2 protein-coding genes are annotated in these 20383 nt (G+C 67.2%); one reads left to right on the top strand and one right to left on the bottom strand.

Translation table 11 applies throughout. The features are described from left to right. Positions 1–195 precede the first annotated feature (195 nt). Positions 196–18369, bottom strand: a complete 18174-nt coding sequence (locus ACZ7SW_RS36010) for a hypothetical protein (RefSeq protein ID WP_470234834.1) — start codon at positions 18367–18369, stop codon at positions 196–198. Positions 18370–19075: 706 nt separating this feature from the next. On the opposite strand from ACZ7SW_RS36010, the gene ACZ7SW_RS36005 reads away from it, so the two are divergent. After that, entirely contained in the window at positions 19076–20377 is a 1302-nt protein-coding gene (locus ACZ7SW_RS36005; protein ID WP_470234833.1) for a ferredoxin reductase family protein, read from the top strand. The last annotated feature ends 6 nt before the right edge of the window (positions 20378–20383 follow it).

Below are 20383 nucleotides of genomic sequence, written 5' to 3'. Positions count from 1 at the left end.
GGGTTTCGGGACCAGTTCCGCTGGTCCGAGTGAGCGTGGACACATCCGACACCGCCCAGGATGCGGCCGCCCGGGCACCGATAGGCCGATCGGCGGACGCCTCGCGGCTCTCCCTAGGGATGTCCCTCACGACCGGCCGGCCGGGCACTCCCTGGCCGGCCCGATGCCCGCAACCCGTGCTGTCGCCGCCCTTACCTATTTGCCGCGGCATTTCGTGAAGACACTGAGCAGCTCCGGCGTCGTATCGGCTACCGGCGTCTCAGCAAGCATCCCGAGCCACCGCGTGTATCGCGGTCCGGCGAGCCACGGCCCCGTGGCTGCGGCTTTCAGCTGCGCCGCCTCGTCATTTCCGGCCCAGGCATACTGCAGGGCCATCGCCAATCTGGCCATGGCCTCCTCGGCAGGATGCTCGGCATACTCCCGGAGCACCTGAATCAGTTCATGCGTCAGCAGCGGGAGACTGTTGCTGATGTTCCACCTGACGGCGGCCAACATGTCGTCGAGCATCTCGAGCCGGGTGTCGCGGCCCTTTTCCGCCAGGTAGCCGAACGCATCCACGCCCTGCCGCGCCATCGACAGCACGAAGTTTCCGGCGAGCCGCTGCTGCTCGTTGACCATTCTGTGGTCTTGCCCATTGCCAAGCAGAACGGTGTTTCGCACCTGGAACGCCTGCCCCGGCACTGGTCCGGCGACCAGCAACACGGGATGGCCGACCAGATATTCCCGTGCCAGCGCGAACACGCTGTCGTCTGTCGCGCCCGGACGCAGCTTCAACACCGCGAACGGATCCTCCGGGAAAGTCGCGTAGAAACCCGCGGCCGCGTTCGCCACCCCGAAGAACTCCGACACCGGCGGCAATTTCGCGCCGGCCTTCTTCCCGAGCAGATAAGCCTCCCGGTACTGGTCGATCAAGGCGTTCGCGCGCTGGAGAACTCCCCCGTGGTGATAGACCTGCAGGTCCTCGGGCCTTGCGGCCAGCGCTTTATCGATGTCGTCGAGTTTCCCGCGCACCTCCTCCCAGACAAGCGCCGCCAACGTGTAGTCACGGTCGAGCGTGCCGTTGCCGGGAGCCAGGTCCCAGGGCATCGTGCCGAGCAGCTGAACGTACCGGCTTTTCGCCGCGGCGTGCAGCTCTCGCAAGCCGTTTACCACGGTCGCCGCGTCTACTGCCGGTGCCGGCAGTATCCGGAACTGCCCCGCCCGGCTCACTCGCAGGCCGTCCGGCCTGGTGCCGCCCCATTGCCAATGTCCGTCGGCAAAAAACTCGATTGCCGAACCGGCAAGAGCGCCGCCCTCGCCCCGCCGGTCGATGGCGAGTTCGCTTTTCAGGAGGCCTTCGATATCGTGGTCCTGGATCGCGAGACCGTTGCCGTAGTCGTACCCCGGCCACACCCCCGCCCAGGTCCGCAATGGGCGGCCGGTTTCCGGATCCAGCCGGTGGAACTTGAGATGCCACCGGTCCGCCAGGCGAGTCGCGACCACCACCAGCGCCTCGCCGTGGACAAGTTCGTCTGCCCGAATCCCCATGGCCCCGAAGACCCCCCTGTGCGATCCCAGGTTGACGTCTGTGCCGTAGACCGTGACGGGGAAGGTGACCGAGCCGGGAGCCGGAATGACATCCGGCTCGCGAATCAGCTCGACAGACTGCAGAGCAAGATACATCGCCCTCTGTCGCGGACCTTCATACCACAGTTCGTCGAACTGGCTGCGGGTCGCCCTCAGACCGTAGTACAGCCTCTCGTTGGTCCATTCGCTCTGGGCACCGGCCATGGTCGACACAGATATCGCGCGCGTGTCGCGGCTGACGTGCACTCGGTACGGTTCGCCGGGCGAGTCGACGACGCGACCCACCCCTTCGCCAGGAGTGGGCATCCCGACGACCCGATCGGTGCCGAACGACAGGTCTCCCTGTTTTCCCAGCGGAATGATCACAGTGAGATACGTGCCCGGATCGCGCGTCTGCAGGTCCGTACTACCCGGCGGCCGCGGCCGCTGGCCCAGGCCGGCCGGACGTGTTGCCTGGACAACCGGCTCCACCGCCGTCGGCGTGCGTTCGCGCGCCCGCACGCCTTCGACAGCCTTCTGGCCGCCCCACTGCTCCGGGAGGCCGGCTAGGAGGTCGTGCGCATCACCGCCGACCGCCCCCGCCAATCGACTGACCGCCCCCGTTGGATTGAACCGGCCAGGCTCTGCCCTAAACGCCGTCGCGTCAGCCGTCTCATCCTTCGAAAAGGTCCACAATAGAGCTCCGGTTACCAGGTCTACCCCATGAACGAAGAAGTCCAAATACGGGCCAACCGGCTTCGCCGTCACCAACACCGGCCCGCGCGACTCTTGCCATGGCCCAGGAGTATCCCCCAAAGAAAGAGGGCGATTCCTATCGACATACACGACCCGCCGGCCGACCGGGCCGAGCAAATCCCGGACTATGGCCACGCTGTCGGCCAGAACCTTCCTAAGAGCACTCCCCGAAGGGTTCACGGCATGCCACAGCAGCATCTGCTTGAGCAACTCCGAGTCCCAATCTTTCACCAAAGTCGAAGTTATTAAACTATCCTCACCCAGATCAATTACTTCCGTCTTGAGGTCAGCCACCACGCCCGGGATCGGATCCTCCGCCAGAGAGGACAAGTGCAGGTATCGACCCTCGCGTACCTGAACTCGAACACTTTTTCCGCTCCAGATCCCAGCAACCCTGACTCCCCGCGCTTTCCAAACTTCAACAATCTCACCGCGAACCTCCCACCACTGGGAAGGACCGAACATTATCCTCCCTTCCACCGACGGAAACCTGACATAATGCGCGAAATTTAGATAACCTTCCTTATTGACAGGCCTAACCGAAATTGGATTCGTTTTCTCATCAAGGACAGCAAGCGAGTAAACCCGGGCATTCCGGGAAATCCCGCCCGTCTGATCGACGGAAAATCCGAGCCGCGCCGCAGCAGCACGAAATCCCTCAAACGCGGCCTCAATTTCCTGAACGAACTGGGCGTCGTGAATCCTGGACTGGCTAGCCACCCGCAACGCTTCCTGCGCGCTGTCCGCCAGAGTCGGTCTCCCGCCGGATCTTCCGGTGAGCACGCTGAAGCCAATCTGCCTTCGGAGCTCGCTGAGCCACCTGCGGATCAGTCCCTTCAACACCGCCACTCTCTGGGCCGGGTCCTCGCCCGTGGAGGACTGCGCCGCCTCCCCGGCCCCAAGGACCGGGACCAGCCCGGACGACCCTGCGATCGTCAGCGGAGCCACTTCTTCCGGCCGCCCGTGCGACGCCGACGAGTCGGTCCGCCCGGGACCGACTGGGCCTGGGGAGCCCAAGTAAGCCTGGTTCGCGCCAGGCGGACCGGCCCCCGGAGCACCGCCGCCAAGCCGCTCGCGCACCGCGTACTTCGGCGCAGCAGTGCCCACCACGCGGCCCAACCGCCAGGCATACGACATCGCGGTAACTGCCGTCAACCCTGGGTCCGCAGCGACCAGCCTCGCGATCACATCCTGCCATTCCTGGCCGGCCGCGTCCTTCGCCACGTTCGTCTCGAGCACATACTCCCAGGCGTTCTTGAGGTTGCCTGCCGACGGCTCCGGCAGCGACCACGCCGCCTCCGCCATCTGCTGTCCGCTGGCGACTTCGACTTGCGTGGCTGCCCCGCGCAGCCGCACGCTCGGTTTCAGATCGAATTCCCCCACGTGGTCCGGCAAAAGCGACCGCAAGCCGGCCCCGATCTCGCGCGACACCTCCTCGGTGAAAGCCTTGTCGCCGTTGCTTCTCCGCGCCGCGACCGCGACCTGCTCCACCACCTCGGGCAGCAACTCGCGAGCCAGAAGCTGCCGGAAATCGTGCATCTTGAGGACAGTCTGCAGCGCGAGCAGCTCGAACTCGTCGTGCGCGCGCGGCAATGCCAGCGGACCGGCCGCCCGCACCGGCCCCGGCGGAGCCGCGGTGATCTCGTCGTCCCCGCCGCGGCGCGGCGGCACGGCCGGTTGGGAAACCGGGGCGGGCCGGGCAGGCACGGAACCGCGATCGCCCAGCCGGGCACGGGCCTCGGCCGACTCGGACGGCGGCACCGGCCCGCGGGAAATCTGCGCGTTGAGAAGATCGTTCACCAGCCCAGCAGCAGCTCCCTTGGGATCGCGCCCCGGCGGGTTGTCGCCGTCGTTCCCGAACAACCGGAGTGCCCGGACCTCTTCGGCGACGAGCTTGACGGACCAATCCCGCAGCTTGACGTCCTGCCAGAAATCCACCAGCCGGCGACCGGACCGGACCCACTCGGCAAGCTCCGCCTTGCGCAGATGCCGCTCGGCCCTCGCGATGTCCGCAGGCGAAACCCCTGTGCTGTCCGTCGGGTCAGACTGGACCCGGACCCGCGCCGCCGCCTCGGCGACGGCCGTCGCGGCCGGGTTCCGGTCGGCCGGGTTCCGGTCGGCCGGGTTCCGGTCGGCCGGGTTCCGGTCGGCCGGGTCGATCAGGACTTCCCCGGCGGGTTTCGGCAGTGCCGACCGCAAGAAGGTCGCCAGCGCCGCCGCGGTCTGGACAGCTTTCTCCCCTTGGTGCGGCGTCGGTCCGTCAGCGGCCGCGACGGCCCGCACCACGTCGTCGTACAGCCCGAAGTAATGCAGCACGTCCAGGTCGTGGAACGCGGCCACGATCTGCTCGGCGTCGGCCAGCCGGTGGTCGTCCGGCCGGACCCGGGCGGCGACCTGCGCAAGCCGCTCCAGGGTCCAGGCCAACTCGGGCAGCGGAGGTATGCGGCTCAAGTGAGGGGGCAGCGCCTCGGGCAGATGTAACCGGGAAGCCAGCCCAGTGCGCGGGGCTCGCAGCGAGGGCAGCAGCGGCGTCGCTCCGCCAGGCACGAACGCGACCCCCCTGACTTGCGGGAGCACCGGCACGGTGTCCGCCCGAGGCGGGCCGTCGTCCCGGAGTTCGACAACTTCGTAGTCCCGCAAGGCGATCAGCCACGTCTGGGGACGGTCGCCGTACCTGGTCACCTTGATCTGGTGGTCCTCGTTGTACACCCGGTAGACCGCCGCCGGGTCTGCCGGGAAGACGAGGGCATCCGCACCGGGGCCAGCCATCGCCACCTCGTCGGCGATGTGCTTGATCACATTCGAGCTGGTGGCGCTCCAGAACTTCCATTCCGTCCGGCTGGCGGGCGACGGGTCGACCTCGATCCCGTGGAAAGTCTTGTTGGCTTCCATCGCGAGGTCGTAGCCGCCATACCGCGGCCATGCCCCCGACCGGTGAGCGGTCTGCTTCGCTTCGGCTTCCTTGGCTGCCGTGGCTGCTGCGGCTGCCGCGGCTTCGGCAGCTTCCGCAGCTGCTGCGGCCTCTTTGGCTTCCTTGGCTGCCGCGGCTGCGTTGGCTTCCGCGGCTGCGTTGGCTTCCGCGGCTGCGTTGGCTGCCGCGGCTTCCGCGGCCTCCGCGGCTGCCACGGCTGCCACGGCTGCGTTGGCTGCCGCGGCTTCCGCGGCCTCCGCGGCTTCCGCAGCTGCCGCGGCTTCCTTGGCTTCCGCGGCCCACCGCACCATGGTGCGTGTTTGCACCCTGTCGTCGACCCGATGCCAGTTTTCCCCGGTTGCCATCTTGGCGCGGGCCGCTCCGATCTGCCGGACCGGGAGCGCGCGTTCCGGACCGGCCCACGTGGTGTCGACCGCGTCCGGGTTCCGGCGCGTCACCACCGAGCGGAGATCGTCGCTGATCGTCAACACATGGTCGAGCAGTTTCCACGCCGGGCCCGGCTTCACCAGCACGGTGCCGCTCTGCACCGTCGCCGGCCAGGCCCGCACCGTGCCAGAACGGTGGCGGTACACCGTCAGCACGCCGCGGTAGTTGACCACCCGCCACACCGAATCCGGCTGGCTGGTCAGGACGATCGCGTCCGCGCTCTCCTCTGCTGCCACGGCTTTGACGATCTCGGCGAACGCCGCGGCACCCGCCCCGGACGGGCGCATCCGGTACCGCACCGGCACGCCGGCGAACCCGTGGAACGACGTGTGCGAGGCCAGCACATCGAATCCGCCTGGGCGTTGCTCGATGGACTCCGCCTCGACGAGCACGGCGGGGTCGGCGGTGCGCTGATTCCCAGGCTGCGCGAACGGTGACGATGCAAAGCGTCCGGGATCCGGCCGGTTCTGGGGCCGGACACGATACCCGCGCTTCAGCCCCTGATGCTGGGTCGCGCCCGTGCGTGCCGGTCCAGGTGCGGCCGGCTCGGGCAGAGATTGTTGCGCATCGACCAGCCAGCGCACCACCTCCATGGCGGCGCTCTCCGTCGGGGTGTGCTTGCCGCCCGCCGTTCGCGGTTCGTGGACGACCCAGGACGGGTCCGCGATGAGCGCCACTGCCGCGTTCTTGAATTGCTCGTCGTCCCAGAACCCGAGCATTCGGCGGCGGGAAGTCATCCACAACCCGAACTCGGCGGTGCGGAGCGCCGCTTCGGCCTCCTGCAACTTCAGCGAGTCGGGTTGTCTCGGGAGCGATGCCGCGTGGCGCGTCACGTAGTACTTGACCGTGTCCAGTTCGCGGTGGTCCACCGCGGGCTCTGCCACCGGGTTCAGCCGGTCCGTCCCCAGCAGAACGGCGAGCTCGTCGGTCGCCTGCCGGTATTTCACGAGGCCGCCGAGGATCATCCCGGACTCGCTCGCGACCGCCTTGACGACGCGATCGGTCAGTTTGAAATGCTCCAGGATGGCCAGGTCGTGCCGGTCGGCGACGAGCGTACGGACGATCGGAAGGCGGTGGTCGTTGTCGCCGACGCGCTGCGCCGCCTGGGCAATCCACGGCACCGTCCGCGCGGTCGCACCGGGCTGGGCAGCTTCCCGGGGCGGCGGCAGCGGCGTCCCGGCCGGCACGAACGCCACGGCTGTCACGGTGCGCAGGAACGGGAGCGTCCCCCTGCGGATCGAACCGTCGGACAGCACTTCGACGATCTCGTCGTTCCGCGCGCCGAGACGCCAATCGCGCCGGCCGTCGTAGCGGGTCAGCCAGATCTCGCCCTCCCAGTTGTACAACCGGAAAACCGAGTTCGTGCCGGCGTTGCGCTGCGGAAGTCCCGCACGGCGCTTGTCCTGGGCAGTCAAGTAAATCAGCGCGTCGGTGCCCGGAGCGCCGTGCCACAGTTCCTGCGCGATCATCCCGAGCGCGTGCGTGTCCACCGCCGGCTTCAGCAACGGCCGTCCGTATGCCGGCGGCAGCTTCTCCTGCTGGACCTGATGGAACTCCTTGTTGTCCTTCAGCGCGAACTCCTCGCCTGGGAATTCGCTGTTCAGCACCGTCTCGTCGGCCGGCTGCCAGATCCTGCGGTAGACACCCATCGGCCGATACGCCCTCGGCAACGCGGAGGTCAGCCATGTGGTGTCCGAAGGGATCGGGGAACGTCTGGTCACCACCGCGCGAATCGGGTTGTTGCCGCGCACCAGCGCCTTCAGCGGAACCTGGCCAGTGGTAGCCACCACCGTCACTTGCGTCTTGGTGATCTTCACCGGCCACACCTTGACGTCGCTCTCGCGGTGGTCGTGCAACGTAACCTCACCGCGGACGTTCACGACTCGCCACGCCTCGCCACGCGCATTCACCAGCACGATCGCGTCCGCGCTCGGTACGACCTCCGCGACCTCCCTGATCACCTGGGCCAGCCCGGCATGACCCTCTCCGAACGGCTCGAGCTGCCCGGTCGCGTCGCCGACCAGCCCGTGGAACTCGGTGTGCGCCTTGCGCACCCTCTCCCCAGACTGCGTCCGGGTGAGCAGGTCTCGGAGAGCGACAGGCTTCGCCGGCGGGACGACGACAGGCTTCGCCGGCGGGACGACGACGGCCGTAACAGTTCTGAACTCCGGTAACGTCCCGGTGTGGGCTTGGTCGTCTCGCAGTTCGACAACCCTGCCGTCAATCAGCCCGAGCTGCCACATTCTCGGCAGCAAGCCCAGGTCGCTGTACTGGGTCAGCCACACGACGCCATCCTGGTTGAAGACCCGGAACGTCACCTTCGGGTTGCTGTCGAACATCACCGCGTCCGTGCCCGGACTCCCGACCACCCGCTCGACGACGGCCGTGAATTCTTGCCGGGACACCAGTTCCCGCGACAGGTCGGAGAAGACCGGCGGCTGGTCGGCCGGCTTTCCGTGAAACACGGCGTGGGCCTTCAGCGCCGGCAGTAAGCCGCCGACCTTCCTCATGTCGAACGGAGGGCCGACCGGCTCCCAGCTCGGCCGTTGAGCCTGCTGCGTGGGGGGCACCGTTTGGCTCTTGTTCCCGACCGGTCGGCGGCGGATGCCAGGCTGCGGCTTTGGTTGTTTCGGCTTTGGTTGTTTCGGCTCCGCTGGTCCCGGGACCGGCGGAGCGGGCAACGCCAGCGTCCGCCCCGGGCTCGCATCGCCGGTCCCCGACACCTCCGGACGCGCCGGCTGCTCCACGACCGGCTCCGGCACCGGCACATGCGGACCAGGCCCCAGCAAAGTAGCCGCCACAGGAACGACCGGATTCCCGTCCTCCGACACCTCCGGACGCGATTCCGGCTGCTCCGCGACCGGCTCCGGCACCGGCTCCGGCACATGCGGACCAGGCTCCAGCAAAGTAGCCGCCACATGAACGACCGGATTCCCGGCCGCGTCCGCCATGAACGCATACACGTTGCCATCGGCGCCGAACGTCTCCGGCCGGAATTCCCGGTCGGTGCTGCCCGGCTTCCGCACGAACACCCGGTTCAGGTGGTCGCGCACCACGTTCCACGCTCGCACGTACCACGCATCGTTCTCGTCACGGCCGGATACCAGCACCAGGGCGCTGCTACTGGGCCGCAGTTCCGAGACGACCTGTTGCATGCCTCCCTCGACCGGGCGCAGCTCCTGAACCTCGGCCCTGGCCAGGCGGTGCGCCAAGCGCTGTCCCGCGAAATCGCTCAGCACTTGCTGGGCGTTGCCGAGGTTGTCCCGCAGCCACTGGGCCAAGATCGAACTCGATGGACTTTCGGCCAGCGGCTGCGCCGGATTCGGCGACTCCGCCCGATCGTCGATATATCCGTAACTGGAACCGTCCTCCAGGACGGCAGAGCTGCTCGGCGCACCACCGCCAAGCTGCGGCCGACCGCTCACCCACCCCGGATGGACCGCCCGGAGCAGCTCGCCGAACGAGGCCGCATACCTGGTCTTCGTGAGCTCATCGGGTCCGAAATGGTACGCGGTGAACCCCTCGATCGCCTGGTACAGCGCCTCCCGCCGGTCCGATGGCAGGGCCTCCTCGAAGATGACCGACGCGACGATCTTCTTCGCATCGCTGACGCTCTTCTGGTTCGGCTTCGGCTTCGTGCCCGTTTCCTGGTCCGCAACGAGCTTGGCGAAGGCCTCCAGAACCTGATCCGCGTCCGCCAAGTCGCCGTGTGCTCGGATCTGTTCCTCGAGCGCATCGGAGGCTTTGACCGCAGGCCCGTAAGGCCCGTGCGCGGCTCCGTCGGCAGCCGCTCCCAACACCCTCGCCACTTCGGCGGCAAGGACTTCCTGATCGTGCGGACGGCTTTCCTGGATCTCGGCAAGATGTCCGACCGTCTCCCGGTAAATCTCGCGCTTGACGAGGAGGCCGATGTCGAAGTGCCGACCGGCAAGCTCTTTTGCCGCCTCGCTCAGCGGCTTGGTCGCACGCACCTTCGGGGTGACCGGCGGCGCGGGGGTGATCTCGTCGCTGTCCGTCGGCTTGGACCGCACCGGCAGCGTCCGGGAATCCGGCAAGAGCGCCGCGGGCATCGTTTCCGAAAGGGCACCAATCGACAACGCGAGCTCGCGAGCGACCAACATGTCATCGTGGCCGAAAATGCTCGCGAACATACCGACGACACTGGCGAATTGCTCAAGCGTGACACCGTTCAGCGTCAAGCCCGAAATCTCCTGAATCCTCTCTTCGCGCGCCTTCCGCTCACTGTCGGTCCAGCTGACCTGGACGCCTTCAATCACCGTCAAATCCGGAAAGAGGCGCTCCAGTCGCGATCGCACGGATGCCGACTCAGGCTCGGCCTCGGCCAAACGACCTATAAAACTCACGGTCTCCGCCAAGTCGGCGATGCTCCACGGGGTGTACCCGGTGCCGAGACCACGCGCCATCCGGCGAGCGACGTACCGCGCGACCTCCGCCTTCTGCTCCTCGGTTCCGGGAGCGATCTCCAGCACGCGCGCGACCACCGTACTCACCCACGAGACCTGATCACCGCTCAGACTCTTGCGGTCGTGCGTCAGCCCGGCTACCGCATCGACCTTCGCCTGGGTCGACTTATCACGCTCGGCCGGCAACCCGTCCATCCGGCCCGTCAACGACGCTGCCTCGACCCGGGCCTTCGCCTCAGTCCACGAGGTTTCCGCGAGCGCGCTGAGCGGTTCGTCCGAGAGGTTCGACGGTTTCCATGCCATGTCAGGCGCGACAATGCCCAACGAGGACGTCAATTCACCGGCCAAGCCGACCACCGACGCGAAATCGGTGGGAGAGTTGTGCAGCCGGTTCATCAACAGTACCCGCAGCCATTGATCCGCGACCGTCCGCACTTCAGGTGCCGGCGGCGGGCGGAGATTGTCCAAAATGGCGTCGGCGAAAACCTCCAGATTCTTCTCCCACTCCCAATGCTCAAACACGGTTGCCTGGTCCCGCTGCATCTTCTCGACCAGCGCCGCCCGCAGCTGCACGTGTCCGATCCGGGCTTCGAGCTCGAGCTGCACCGTAGTCTTTATCGTCTCGGCGATCCGTTTGTTGACTTCGCCGGCGAGCACCGACTCGTCCGCCAGAACCGGCGTCCACTTGCCGTCTGCCGGCGTCCTGCGACGCAACTCTGCGATCCGGTGCGCCAGCAGCACCACCGACGACACGCTGTCGCCGGTCAACAGACGGTGAAGGAGGATCCGGGGCACCGAGCGGCGAATCGCTTCAGACTTTTCAGACGTTCGAGGATCTTCATACGTTGTAGATGTCTCGCTGTACGTCGCCCGCACAATTTCCTTCGACAGCTGTTTCAGCGAATCGTCAGACCGGTGGGGGGCGATGAAAAATTCGACGGCCTCATTCAAAAGCGTCACGAATTCATGCGATGACATACGGACGCCGGCCGAACCCGCCGCAATATGCGGCCGTTTCGCCGGGGGCCCGGCGGGCTCTGGCGAATCAGGGCGAGGATGCTTGCCTTTGGCTTCCGTCGCGCCTGCGGCCACCCCTGTCCTGGACCGGGCCAGCGCGCCGTTTCCGATCACCAGTTCCCGTTCGCCATTGAAAACCAACGCGAAAATCTTGCCCAGCGGTGCCACCTGCGCGGACTCGGCGGCCTGTCCGGCCGATGTCGCGTTATCACCGAAATAGTCTTCAAAGTCGACGTCAGCCAGCTCCGGGTTCTCTACTTCCTGAGGATCGTCCGCGACCCGCTCAACCCTCTGCCGCAACGCATCCGTCAGCTCAGTGCCGACCGGCCCGAGCAGCACCTGCTGCACGGCCTTGTTCTCTCTCCAGCGCTTCAGGTCCTCCAGGAAGCCGGACCTGCCGCCGGTGGCATCCAGGCGGGGAACAACGTTCAGGACAACACCGGGACTCTCGCCTCCGTTTTCGTCTTTCCGCACCTCGAACACGATCGCGGTCGAGGTGCTTGCGCCTGCGACCACCAGATGATCGAAAACCGCCTTGAGCCCCTCCGCGCCTTCGCCCACGAACTCCGGACGGGGCTGAAGCCCGTCCGGCCAGGAGGGCAGGCCGGGCAGCCGTACCTGCGGGAAGAGCGACCCGGAACGATATTCCGACTGGAATGCATAGGCGCCGAAATCCGGAATGACCACCCCGTCCGGGAGGTGCTCTGGATCAACGAGCTCAAACCTTCCCGAAGGATAGTGGGTGCGCGCGGAAGCAGTGTCCGGAAGCCCCATGCCGACATTGGACAGAAACTTCTTGGCAAAACCACCGGAACCAAATGCGCGACGATAGAAGACACCGTCATGCGGCCAGTGCCCGGCATTGGCGATAATCAAGGCGAGATCTTCGATGGCAAACCCGGCCGCCAGCACGCTGTTTGCGTCAGCATACGTCGACAAGGAAACCGTAAGTTTGCCGACGAACAGTTTCGTCTCATCAGAAGCCATTTCCTGCGGAAGGTTCGCGAGCGCCGAACTCAGCCGCTCCGAGTTCCACCCGCTGCCCATCCTGTCCGCCAGTGCTTGGGACCTCTCCAGGGCGACTTGCATCTCCCGAACGTTTGCCCGGTCGGCGATCCATTCCGCTCGGTCCTTTTCCCTCCGCTCCTTCTTCGCCTGGACGTCCCCGGGGTCCTCGGACGCCTCCTGGACCTCGTACCCCTTCTCGGCCTGCTCTGCCCGAAGCCTTTCCAGGAAAGCCTTCCCGCCTTCCTCCTTTTTCCGGCGCTGCTCCTCGGCCAGGTCGTATTCCCTCCCGGCCTTGTCGGTCTCTTCCAAGCCGGCCCGGTACATTTGCCGCGCGATCAGGAACGCAGCATCGCCGAAATTCATTTTCCTGTCGAGCGCGTCCGGACTGTTCGCGGCCAGCAGCGCCGCCGTCGCATAGTCCACCCGGCCGAGACCGATCTCGCCCACCCTCGCCCGGGCGGCGGCGGCCGCGGCGGTCATCGCCTCCCGCTCTGCGTCGTCCGCCTTTTTGGCCGAATCCCCGGCAGCTTTGTCCGCCTTCTCCGAAGGCGTCGTCTTGGCCGCTTCCGCCAAGCGTGTCGCCTTCGCCCTGGCCGCTCTTGCCGTCCACTCAGCTTCGACAGCGGCGGCCTCGGCGGCCTCGCCAGCAGCAGCCACCCCGGCAGCATTGGCCGGAGCGGCTGGTTCGAGCGAAGGCGTCGACACACCGGCCGACGCGGGCACCGTCCCGGCCGGACCGGGCTGGTGCCGCGGTGCCGGGCTCGCCGGCTCGGTCGTCGCGCCGTCCACCCTCGGCCGGCCGCCTCCCTCGGCCGGAACCACAGGCGGGCCTGCTCCCCCGGCACTCGTCGGGGACTGCGGCTGCTTCCGCCAGGCCTCGACCCGTTGGCTCGGCGGCCGGAGCGTTCCCAGCAGCTTGCCCAGCCGACCGGAGACCTGCCGCACCCCGCCGAACCGGCCAGCCTCGCCGGGGAGCGACAAGTAGGCCACCATCGCGGCCATCTGGTCGGACGTGATTTTGCTGCTGCGCAGTTTCGCCGTATCATGATCGTTGTCGACCGCGCTCCGTGCGGCGGCGGCCATGGCTTCCGGTTTGACGCTTTTCAGCGCGTGCGGAAGGACCTTCGAGAAGGTGCCCTTGGTCCACCCGGTGTCCAAGTCGTCCGCCATCTCGGCGGAGACCGCCGCGGCGGCAGCCATGCCCTTCGAGGTGGGCTCGGCGTCGAGTTTCCGCGCAACGATCAGGACAACGTCGTCGAACAGGCCTCGACCGCGCAGTCGGTCCCGGTCATGGAAAGCGTTGACCAGGGCGACCGCACGATTCCACAACTCTTCGGTCGGCTGCCGGCCCGGCGAAGTGAAGTAGTCCTTCGCTGCGGCCGATTCCGACTTGACGCGTTCGCTGTCCCAGTATCGGAGCGCCAACCCGCGATCAGCGCCGCCGGGAAGCTGCCGCTGCTGCTCCTGAACGTCGAGTGCACCGTTCACGAAATCCCGGGCCGCCACCCGCGCCGGTTCCCAGGCAACGACGCCCGGTCCGGCATCCGCTTGCTGGCCGTCGGCCGCGCGGTCGGCGTTTCGCATCTCCGTCGCAATGTGCACCTGATACAGGCGCGTCGTGGACTCGTCCAGGAACAGCCTGTCGCGACCGCCTGCCCACGCCTCCAGTTCCGCATCCCGCAATACACCGAGCGCCAAGTCGAGGTAGCGGGAGAGGTCGTCGTCGCTGACCGCTGGCCCGGAAACGTCGTCGCCGAACGGCTCGCCGGGAGGGGACAGCCCCTCGCTCGGTGCCGCCGGCACCTCCCGACGACTCCACGCAACGCCCCGCCGGTCCGCCTTCCACGAACGAAGCGCGTTGGCAATCCCCGCGGACGCATGCTCTGCCAGCGCGGTTTCCGTGCCGGGGCCAAGGCGGCTCGCGACCGCCTTGACGACCTGGTTCCATCGGCGGAAATGGCGCAGCATTGCTTCGTCGTGCACACTGCGGACAATCCCTTCCGCGCCTTTCAGCCGCGGGTCATTGTCAGCGACGCCAGCTGCCGCCGCCTCCACCGCGGTCAGCGGCCACAAGGTCGGGAAAAGCACGAGCAACCTGGCGCGCTCACCGCCGTCGAGAACTCCCCACAGCTGATCGAACGCCTCCGGGATGCGCTCCCGTGCGCCGATGCTGCCCGGCGGTTCGGCTTCCGCCAACGCAACAAGCTGGTCGATCAACCCCGACGTCGAACCGGCTTCCGCCGCGAGACGGCGTACAGCCTCGTCCACCCGCGCAGAGGACTCGAGGGTCGCCTGTTCCACCACTGTGCCGGCGTGCTTCCAGACCTGGTCGTGCGTCTCCCGCAGCGATTGCAAAGCCTGCGGATTGTCGCCGACGGTCCTGATCACGACCTCGCTCGAATCGCCGCCGCCCGCCCGTGCCGCCAGCCATTCTCCCTGGCTCACCGACCCGAGCTCCGGGTCGAACAACCGCATGTGTTCCTCGCCGCGAATTGCCAGGCCAACCGCGGAATAGGTCCGCGACCCCAGTCCGGTCACGGAGAGGATCTTCGGCTCGGCGCCGAGCCGGATCAGTTCCACCACCGACGCGTCCAGCCGCGCTGCCGCGACAGCCGGATCGGAGTTGTCTTCCGGGAACCGGAAAGCACCCCACCGCGGGTGCTCGAATTCCATCGCCGCCAGGCTTTCGAACCACTCCTCGGCTTGGTCCCGGCCGACTTCGACACCGGTCGGCGCGCCGAGCAGATAGCGCGCATACGCGCTTCGCTCGTCGTCCCCGAAGGTCAGGCCCAGATCGTCTTCGAGGGTCGTGCCGGCGGCCACCATGTAAGCATCCTCGAGAACCCAGCGCTTCCGCAGATCCCGGCCTACCTCCTCGAGGTGGGGCCATATCTGGTCGGCCTGCCCGCTGAAGACGGCCGTGGCCAGCTCCGCCGCCAACCCCTGGACGTCCTGCTGCCGGATGTCGTCCAGCGGTCCGAGGACCGCCGGGATCTTTCCCGGCCCGCCGGCTCCAGCCGGGGCCGGACGGAGAGCTGCCGCACGGACGGCCAGTTCGTGCAGGGTTCCGGTCAACCGGCCGTCCTGGCGCGCCGCGGACAACGCGTTCTCCAGCGCCGCGGAAGCATCCCGCACCGCCTCCGGGTCCGCGTTGGCAGCTGCCCGCACCGCACGCCCCAGAAGACCGAAGAGCCGGGCCGGCACGACCGATCGCGCGCCTTCGGCCGGCTGCTCCAGTTCCGCGACGACCGCCTGATAGGCAGGCAAGATTGCCCCGCCGGAGGCAGAACTCCGGCTCGCTGCGGGCGACCTGCCCGGCGAGGCTGCTGCCGTATCCGGCCACGTCTCCGAAACCGCCGGCGTGCCCGGGTGCCTATCCGGTGCCACCGACGGATCCTGCCGCATACGCTTCGCCGGTGGAAGAGGATTCCCCTCGCCAGGGCGCTCCTCCAAACCGGCCGGCGGCGCGGCCTGCTCCACGCCGCCGGTCGACGGTCCAGGCGCAGCGAATGGCTCCTGTTCGGCCGGCCAGCGGATCGAACCATCCGGATTCATCCAGCTCGGCGACACTCCGCTGACCAGCGAATCGAAGTCATAGAACACCTGTTTCGGAATGACGACCACCGTCTTGCCGATCGGCAGCGCGGCTCCATATTTCCCGGGTACCGGATTCAGGCCCGATGCTTGATGCGCGTTGTTCACCCATTTGGCCAACGCTTCTTCGTCGAACACAGCATTATTGTCCAGCCATTCCGGCGTACCCCCCTCGCCAATAGGCGCAGGAGCTGCTTGGTCCGGTTCGATAAAGCAGTAAGTCCTGCGCGATGTACCCCCGCCGGGCTCAGCAGCCCTGATCCGAATCGCCGCAGAAGTATTCACGACGTCCGACCCCGAGCCGCTCCGACTAAATGCGAGCACCTTGGTCGGCGAAAAGCCCAGCTTCCTGGCCGCCGACCACCACCAGTGCAGCCGCTCGGCCAGCGGCCGGTCCTTTACCGAAAATTCCTTGCGGGAAATCGGGTCGAGGTAGCGCAGATTGCGGAGGTACTCGGTCAGCCGGGGCAGCAGCCGGATGTCCGGGACAATGTCAGCATTTTCTCCGAACAGGAAGTCGATATATTGCCGGGGCCCGATCTCCGCCTCCGCCAGGCGCTCCCGGAGGTCGTCACCGGTCCTGCGGAACGCGGCTTCCAGAGGCAGAGCAGCCTGACGGTCCCGGCGAAGACCGTAAAGGAGTTGTTTGACCTCCATCACGTTGGCAGCTCGGTAATCGGAATCGGCTGAAGCCAGCCACGACAACAGCACTCGCAACCGCCCCGCCACCCAGTCGGTCCCCACAGGGCCCGAAACCCGCTGGACCTTGGCCGCCGCGGCCTGGTCCCGCATCAGCGCCAATTTTTGTCCGTCCGCGCCGATCCCCAGCGCGTCACGCAATGCTTGTGCGTCGCCGGGAGTGAGCGGGTTAGCGTGCCCGGGCCTGGTGCCGTCGATCCTATTGGCTATCGATTTAAGGTCCTCGCCAAGGGGCGGTGCCATCAGCCAGAGCTGAGTCAGCAGCTCCAGCAGCTCAGCGTGCCGCTCCCGCGGCGAAGCCAGCCGATACAGGAGTTGGACCAGCTCTGCCGACGGGGCCCATTCCGGGACAAGGAGGTAGAACGGACTCGCGGCCTCCTGGTCGGAGTCGGACGCCGACGCTCCCGGCTGGGACGGTACGATCTCCTGCTGGCTCGCTGCGGGCGACCTGCCCGGCGAGGCTGCTGCCGTATCCGGCCACCCGCCCGAAACCGCCGGCGTGCCCGAGTGCCCGCCCAGCGCCACCGACGGATCCCGCCGCATACGCTTCGCCGGTGGAAGAGGATTCCCCTCGCCAGGGCGCTTCTCCAAGCTGGCCGGCGGCGCGGCTGCCGGCTTCACGCCGCCGGTCGACGGTCCAGACGCAGCGAATGACTCCTGTTCGGCCGGCCAGCGGATCGAACCATCCGGATTCATCCAGCTCGGCGACACTCCGCTGACCAGCGAATCGAAGTCATAGAACACCTGTTTCGGAATGACGACCACCGTCTTGCCGATCGGCAGCGCGGCTCCATATTTCCCGGGTACCGGATTCAGGCCCGATGCTCGATGCGCGCTCTTCACCCATTCGGCCAACGCTTCTTCGTCGAACACAGCATTATTGGCCATACTATTGGCCAGCCATTCCGGCATACTCCCCTCGCCAATAGGCGCAGGAGCTGCTTGGTCCAGTTCGCCAATAGGCGCAGGAGCCGCTTGGTCCAGTTCGATAAAGCAGTAAGTCCTGCGCCATGTACCCCCGCCGGGCTCAGCAGCCCTGATCCGAATCGCCGCAGAAGTATTCACGACGTCCGACCCCGAGCCGCTCCGACTAAATGCGAGCACCTTGGTCGGCGAAAAGCCCAGCTTCCTGGCCGCCGACCACCACCAGTGCAGCCGCTCGGCCAGCGGCCGGTCCTTTACCGAAAATTCCTTGCCGGAAATCGGGTCGAGGTAGCGCAGATCGCGGAGGTACTCGGCCAGCCGGGGCAGCAGCCGGATGTACGGGACAATGTCAGCATTTTCTCCGAACAGGAAGTCGATATATTCCCGGGGAATGATCTTAGCCGCCGCCAGGCGATCCCGGAGGTCGTCACCGGTCGCCCCGAGGAACGCGGCTTCCAGAGGCAGAACGGCCTGACGGTCCCGGTGAAGACCGTAAAGGAGTTGTTTGACCTCCATCACGTCGTCAGCTCGGTAATCGGAATCGGCTGAGGCCAGCCACGACAACAGCTTTTGAAACCGCCCCGCCACCCAGTCGGTCTCCGCAGGGCTCGAAACCCGCTGGGCCTCGGCCGCCGCGGCCTCGTTCCGCATCAGCGCCAATTCTTGTGCGTCCGCGCCGATCCCCAGCACGTCACGCAATGCTTGTGCCTCACCGGGAGCCGGCAGGAGCCGCTTAGCGAACGCGGGATTGCCGTTGAGCCTATTGGCTATCGATTTAAGCCCCTTGCCACCGGGCGGGCCCTTCAGCCAGAACTGAGTCAGCAGCTCCAGCAGCGGAGGCTCCCGATGCAGGAGTGTGGACAGCTCCCCTGCGCCCCATTGCGGGACAAGGGGGTAGAACAGACTCGCGGCCCCCGCGCCGGAGCCGGACGCCGACGCTCCCGGCTGGGACGGTGTGGTCTCCTGCTGGCTCGCGTCCGCTGCCGGACCCTGGTTTGGCGGCATGCGCCATTTGGCCACCTGGTCGCCGCCCGTGGAGTCCATCGCCTCGTACTCCTTACCGCCGGAACCCGGTTCCGGCAGGCACCGTCGTCGTTCTTGCCCGTACCCCCGCACCGCCCTCGCCCCGCGGCCGCACCTCGGCCCCGCCGCAGCCGTGACACTCGACGACCGCACTGGTTCACACCATGTCTGCTACACGGCGCAAGCACTGCGCAAGGTTCAGCGAACTGCCGGCGGAGGGGTGAAATCGTTCCTACGGGAAATGCGCACGGCAGCGCACGCAGGCCGGCGGGCGGGCGCGCCTTCCAGCCAGCCGACCGGCGCCCTTATTCCGGGGAGAAGAACACCGCGGAGAAAAAGAGAACCAACAAAGGCTTCCGCGCGCCCGAAACGAGCCACGAACACAACAATCGCAGCACGTCCGGAACCTTCGCACCGCCGCGACGCCGGCAACCCCGCCTGGTTCAGGCGGTCCGTTCGCCGGGCCAGCGCACACCACTGGCCCGGCGAACTGCACACATCCGGATACCAAGTTCGGGGGGGGTAACTCGATCCCGGACGCCCTCATGATAAGCCGCCGCACACCCCTGATCCGGCAGTACGGCAGAGAGCAGGGGAATACGGACAACGGCCTTGCCCCGGAAACGTGCCGCACCCCGCCTCCGGTTCGCGAGGGATTTCCCTACCTTGTCCGGATGCCGGCCGAACCGTCCCCCGCACCGCACCGCATCGCGGGCAGTGTCCGCCGATGACGAAGATCCGCTGGGCAATCTGGCTTGTGGCATGTCTGTTCGTCGCGCTGGCGGCAAGCCTTCTCCAACAGATCATCCCGGCGCTCGGCTGGGCGAGCGGCGCGGCGTTCCTCGCCGGCGGGACGGCGTACGCCCTGATGGCGACCAATCTTCTGCTGGCGGTCCGGCGACCGTTCCTGGAGAAGCTGTTCGGACCGCTGGACCGGGTGTACGGTGCGCACCGCCGCATCGGAACGCTGATCCTCGCCGTCGTCGCCGTGCATCTGCTGCTGATCCCGGTCGCGTCCGTCGTCGATCGGCACCAGAGCGTGCTCGCGGAATTCAACATGGCCCTCCCGCTCGGCGCGCTCGGTGCACTGCTGCTCGCCGGTTCGGTCGCGCTCGCGCTTTCGCCGAAGTTTCCCTATCACAAGTGGCAGCGGGTGCACGCCGCCACCGGAACCGCGTTCCTTGTCCTCACCGCCCATCTCGTAATCGGCGCGGCGACCTGGGCCTCGATCCGGACGCCGGCCGGGATTTTCCTCGGCTGTTTCGCGGTCATCGGCGTCGCCTGCTTCGCGGTCCGGGTGACCGACAAGATCCGCGGCGGCGTTCCGTACGTCGTGGTTCGCTCGATCCAGCGAGAACGCGGCACCGAGGTCGTCCTCCGCCCGCACCGCGCCCGGATCGCCCGGCATCGCCCGGGGCAGTTCGTTTTCCTCACCGCGGAGGCAGGCGGAGCCACCGAAACCCATCCGTTCAGCCTGACCAATTCCCAGGACGACGAACGCCTCAGCGTGTTGATCTGTCCTGCCGGGGACTGGACCGCGAACGCACAAGCCGGTTTGGCGGCCGGTGCCACAGTGCACATCGACGGCCCGTTCGGGGCCTTCGCACCGACACCGGCCGACGAAGCCCGTCCGCACCAGGTCTGGGTGGCGGGCGGCGCCGGCATCACGCCGTTCCTGTCGGTCTTGCGAACTGCCCGGAACCGGACCGGCGAGAATCCGGCGGCCACCGTCGACCTCGTTGTCGCCGCACGGGATTCCGCCAGCCTGCCGTGCTGGGAAGAGCTGGCCGGCCATGCCCGGCATCTCCCGTGGCTGACCCTGATCCCGGTGTTCAGCGCACAAACCGGGCGGCTCGACGCCGATACCGTCAAGGCGCTCGCCGCCGACCGCCCGGCCGAAACCGACTGGTACCTCTGCGGCCCGGCCGCGTTGATGCATATGGTCGCGCAGACCGTCCGGTCGACCTGCCAGAGCCCGCGGCTGCATCGCGAACGATATGAATGGCGAGCCGGAGCATCGGCTCGATAACCACCG

It is taken from the genome of Amycolatopsis sp. NPDC114484 (assembly GCF_055633755.1).
Note: the sequence above shows the minus strand (reverse complement) of the source record. Positions and strands in the feature narration are given on the sequence as shown.

Excerpts from the sequence above, each read along its gene's own strand:
- ACZ7SW_RS36005 (WP_470234833.1), top strand. The coding sequence starts at position 19,076 with ATGACGAAGATCCGCTGGGCAATCTGGCTTGTGGCATGTCTGTTCGTC.
- ACZ7SW_RS36010 (WP_470234834.1), bottom strand. The coding sequence starts at position 18,369 with ATGGACTCCACGGGCGGCGACCAGGTGGCCAAATGGCGCATGCCGCCA.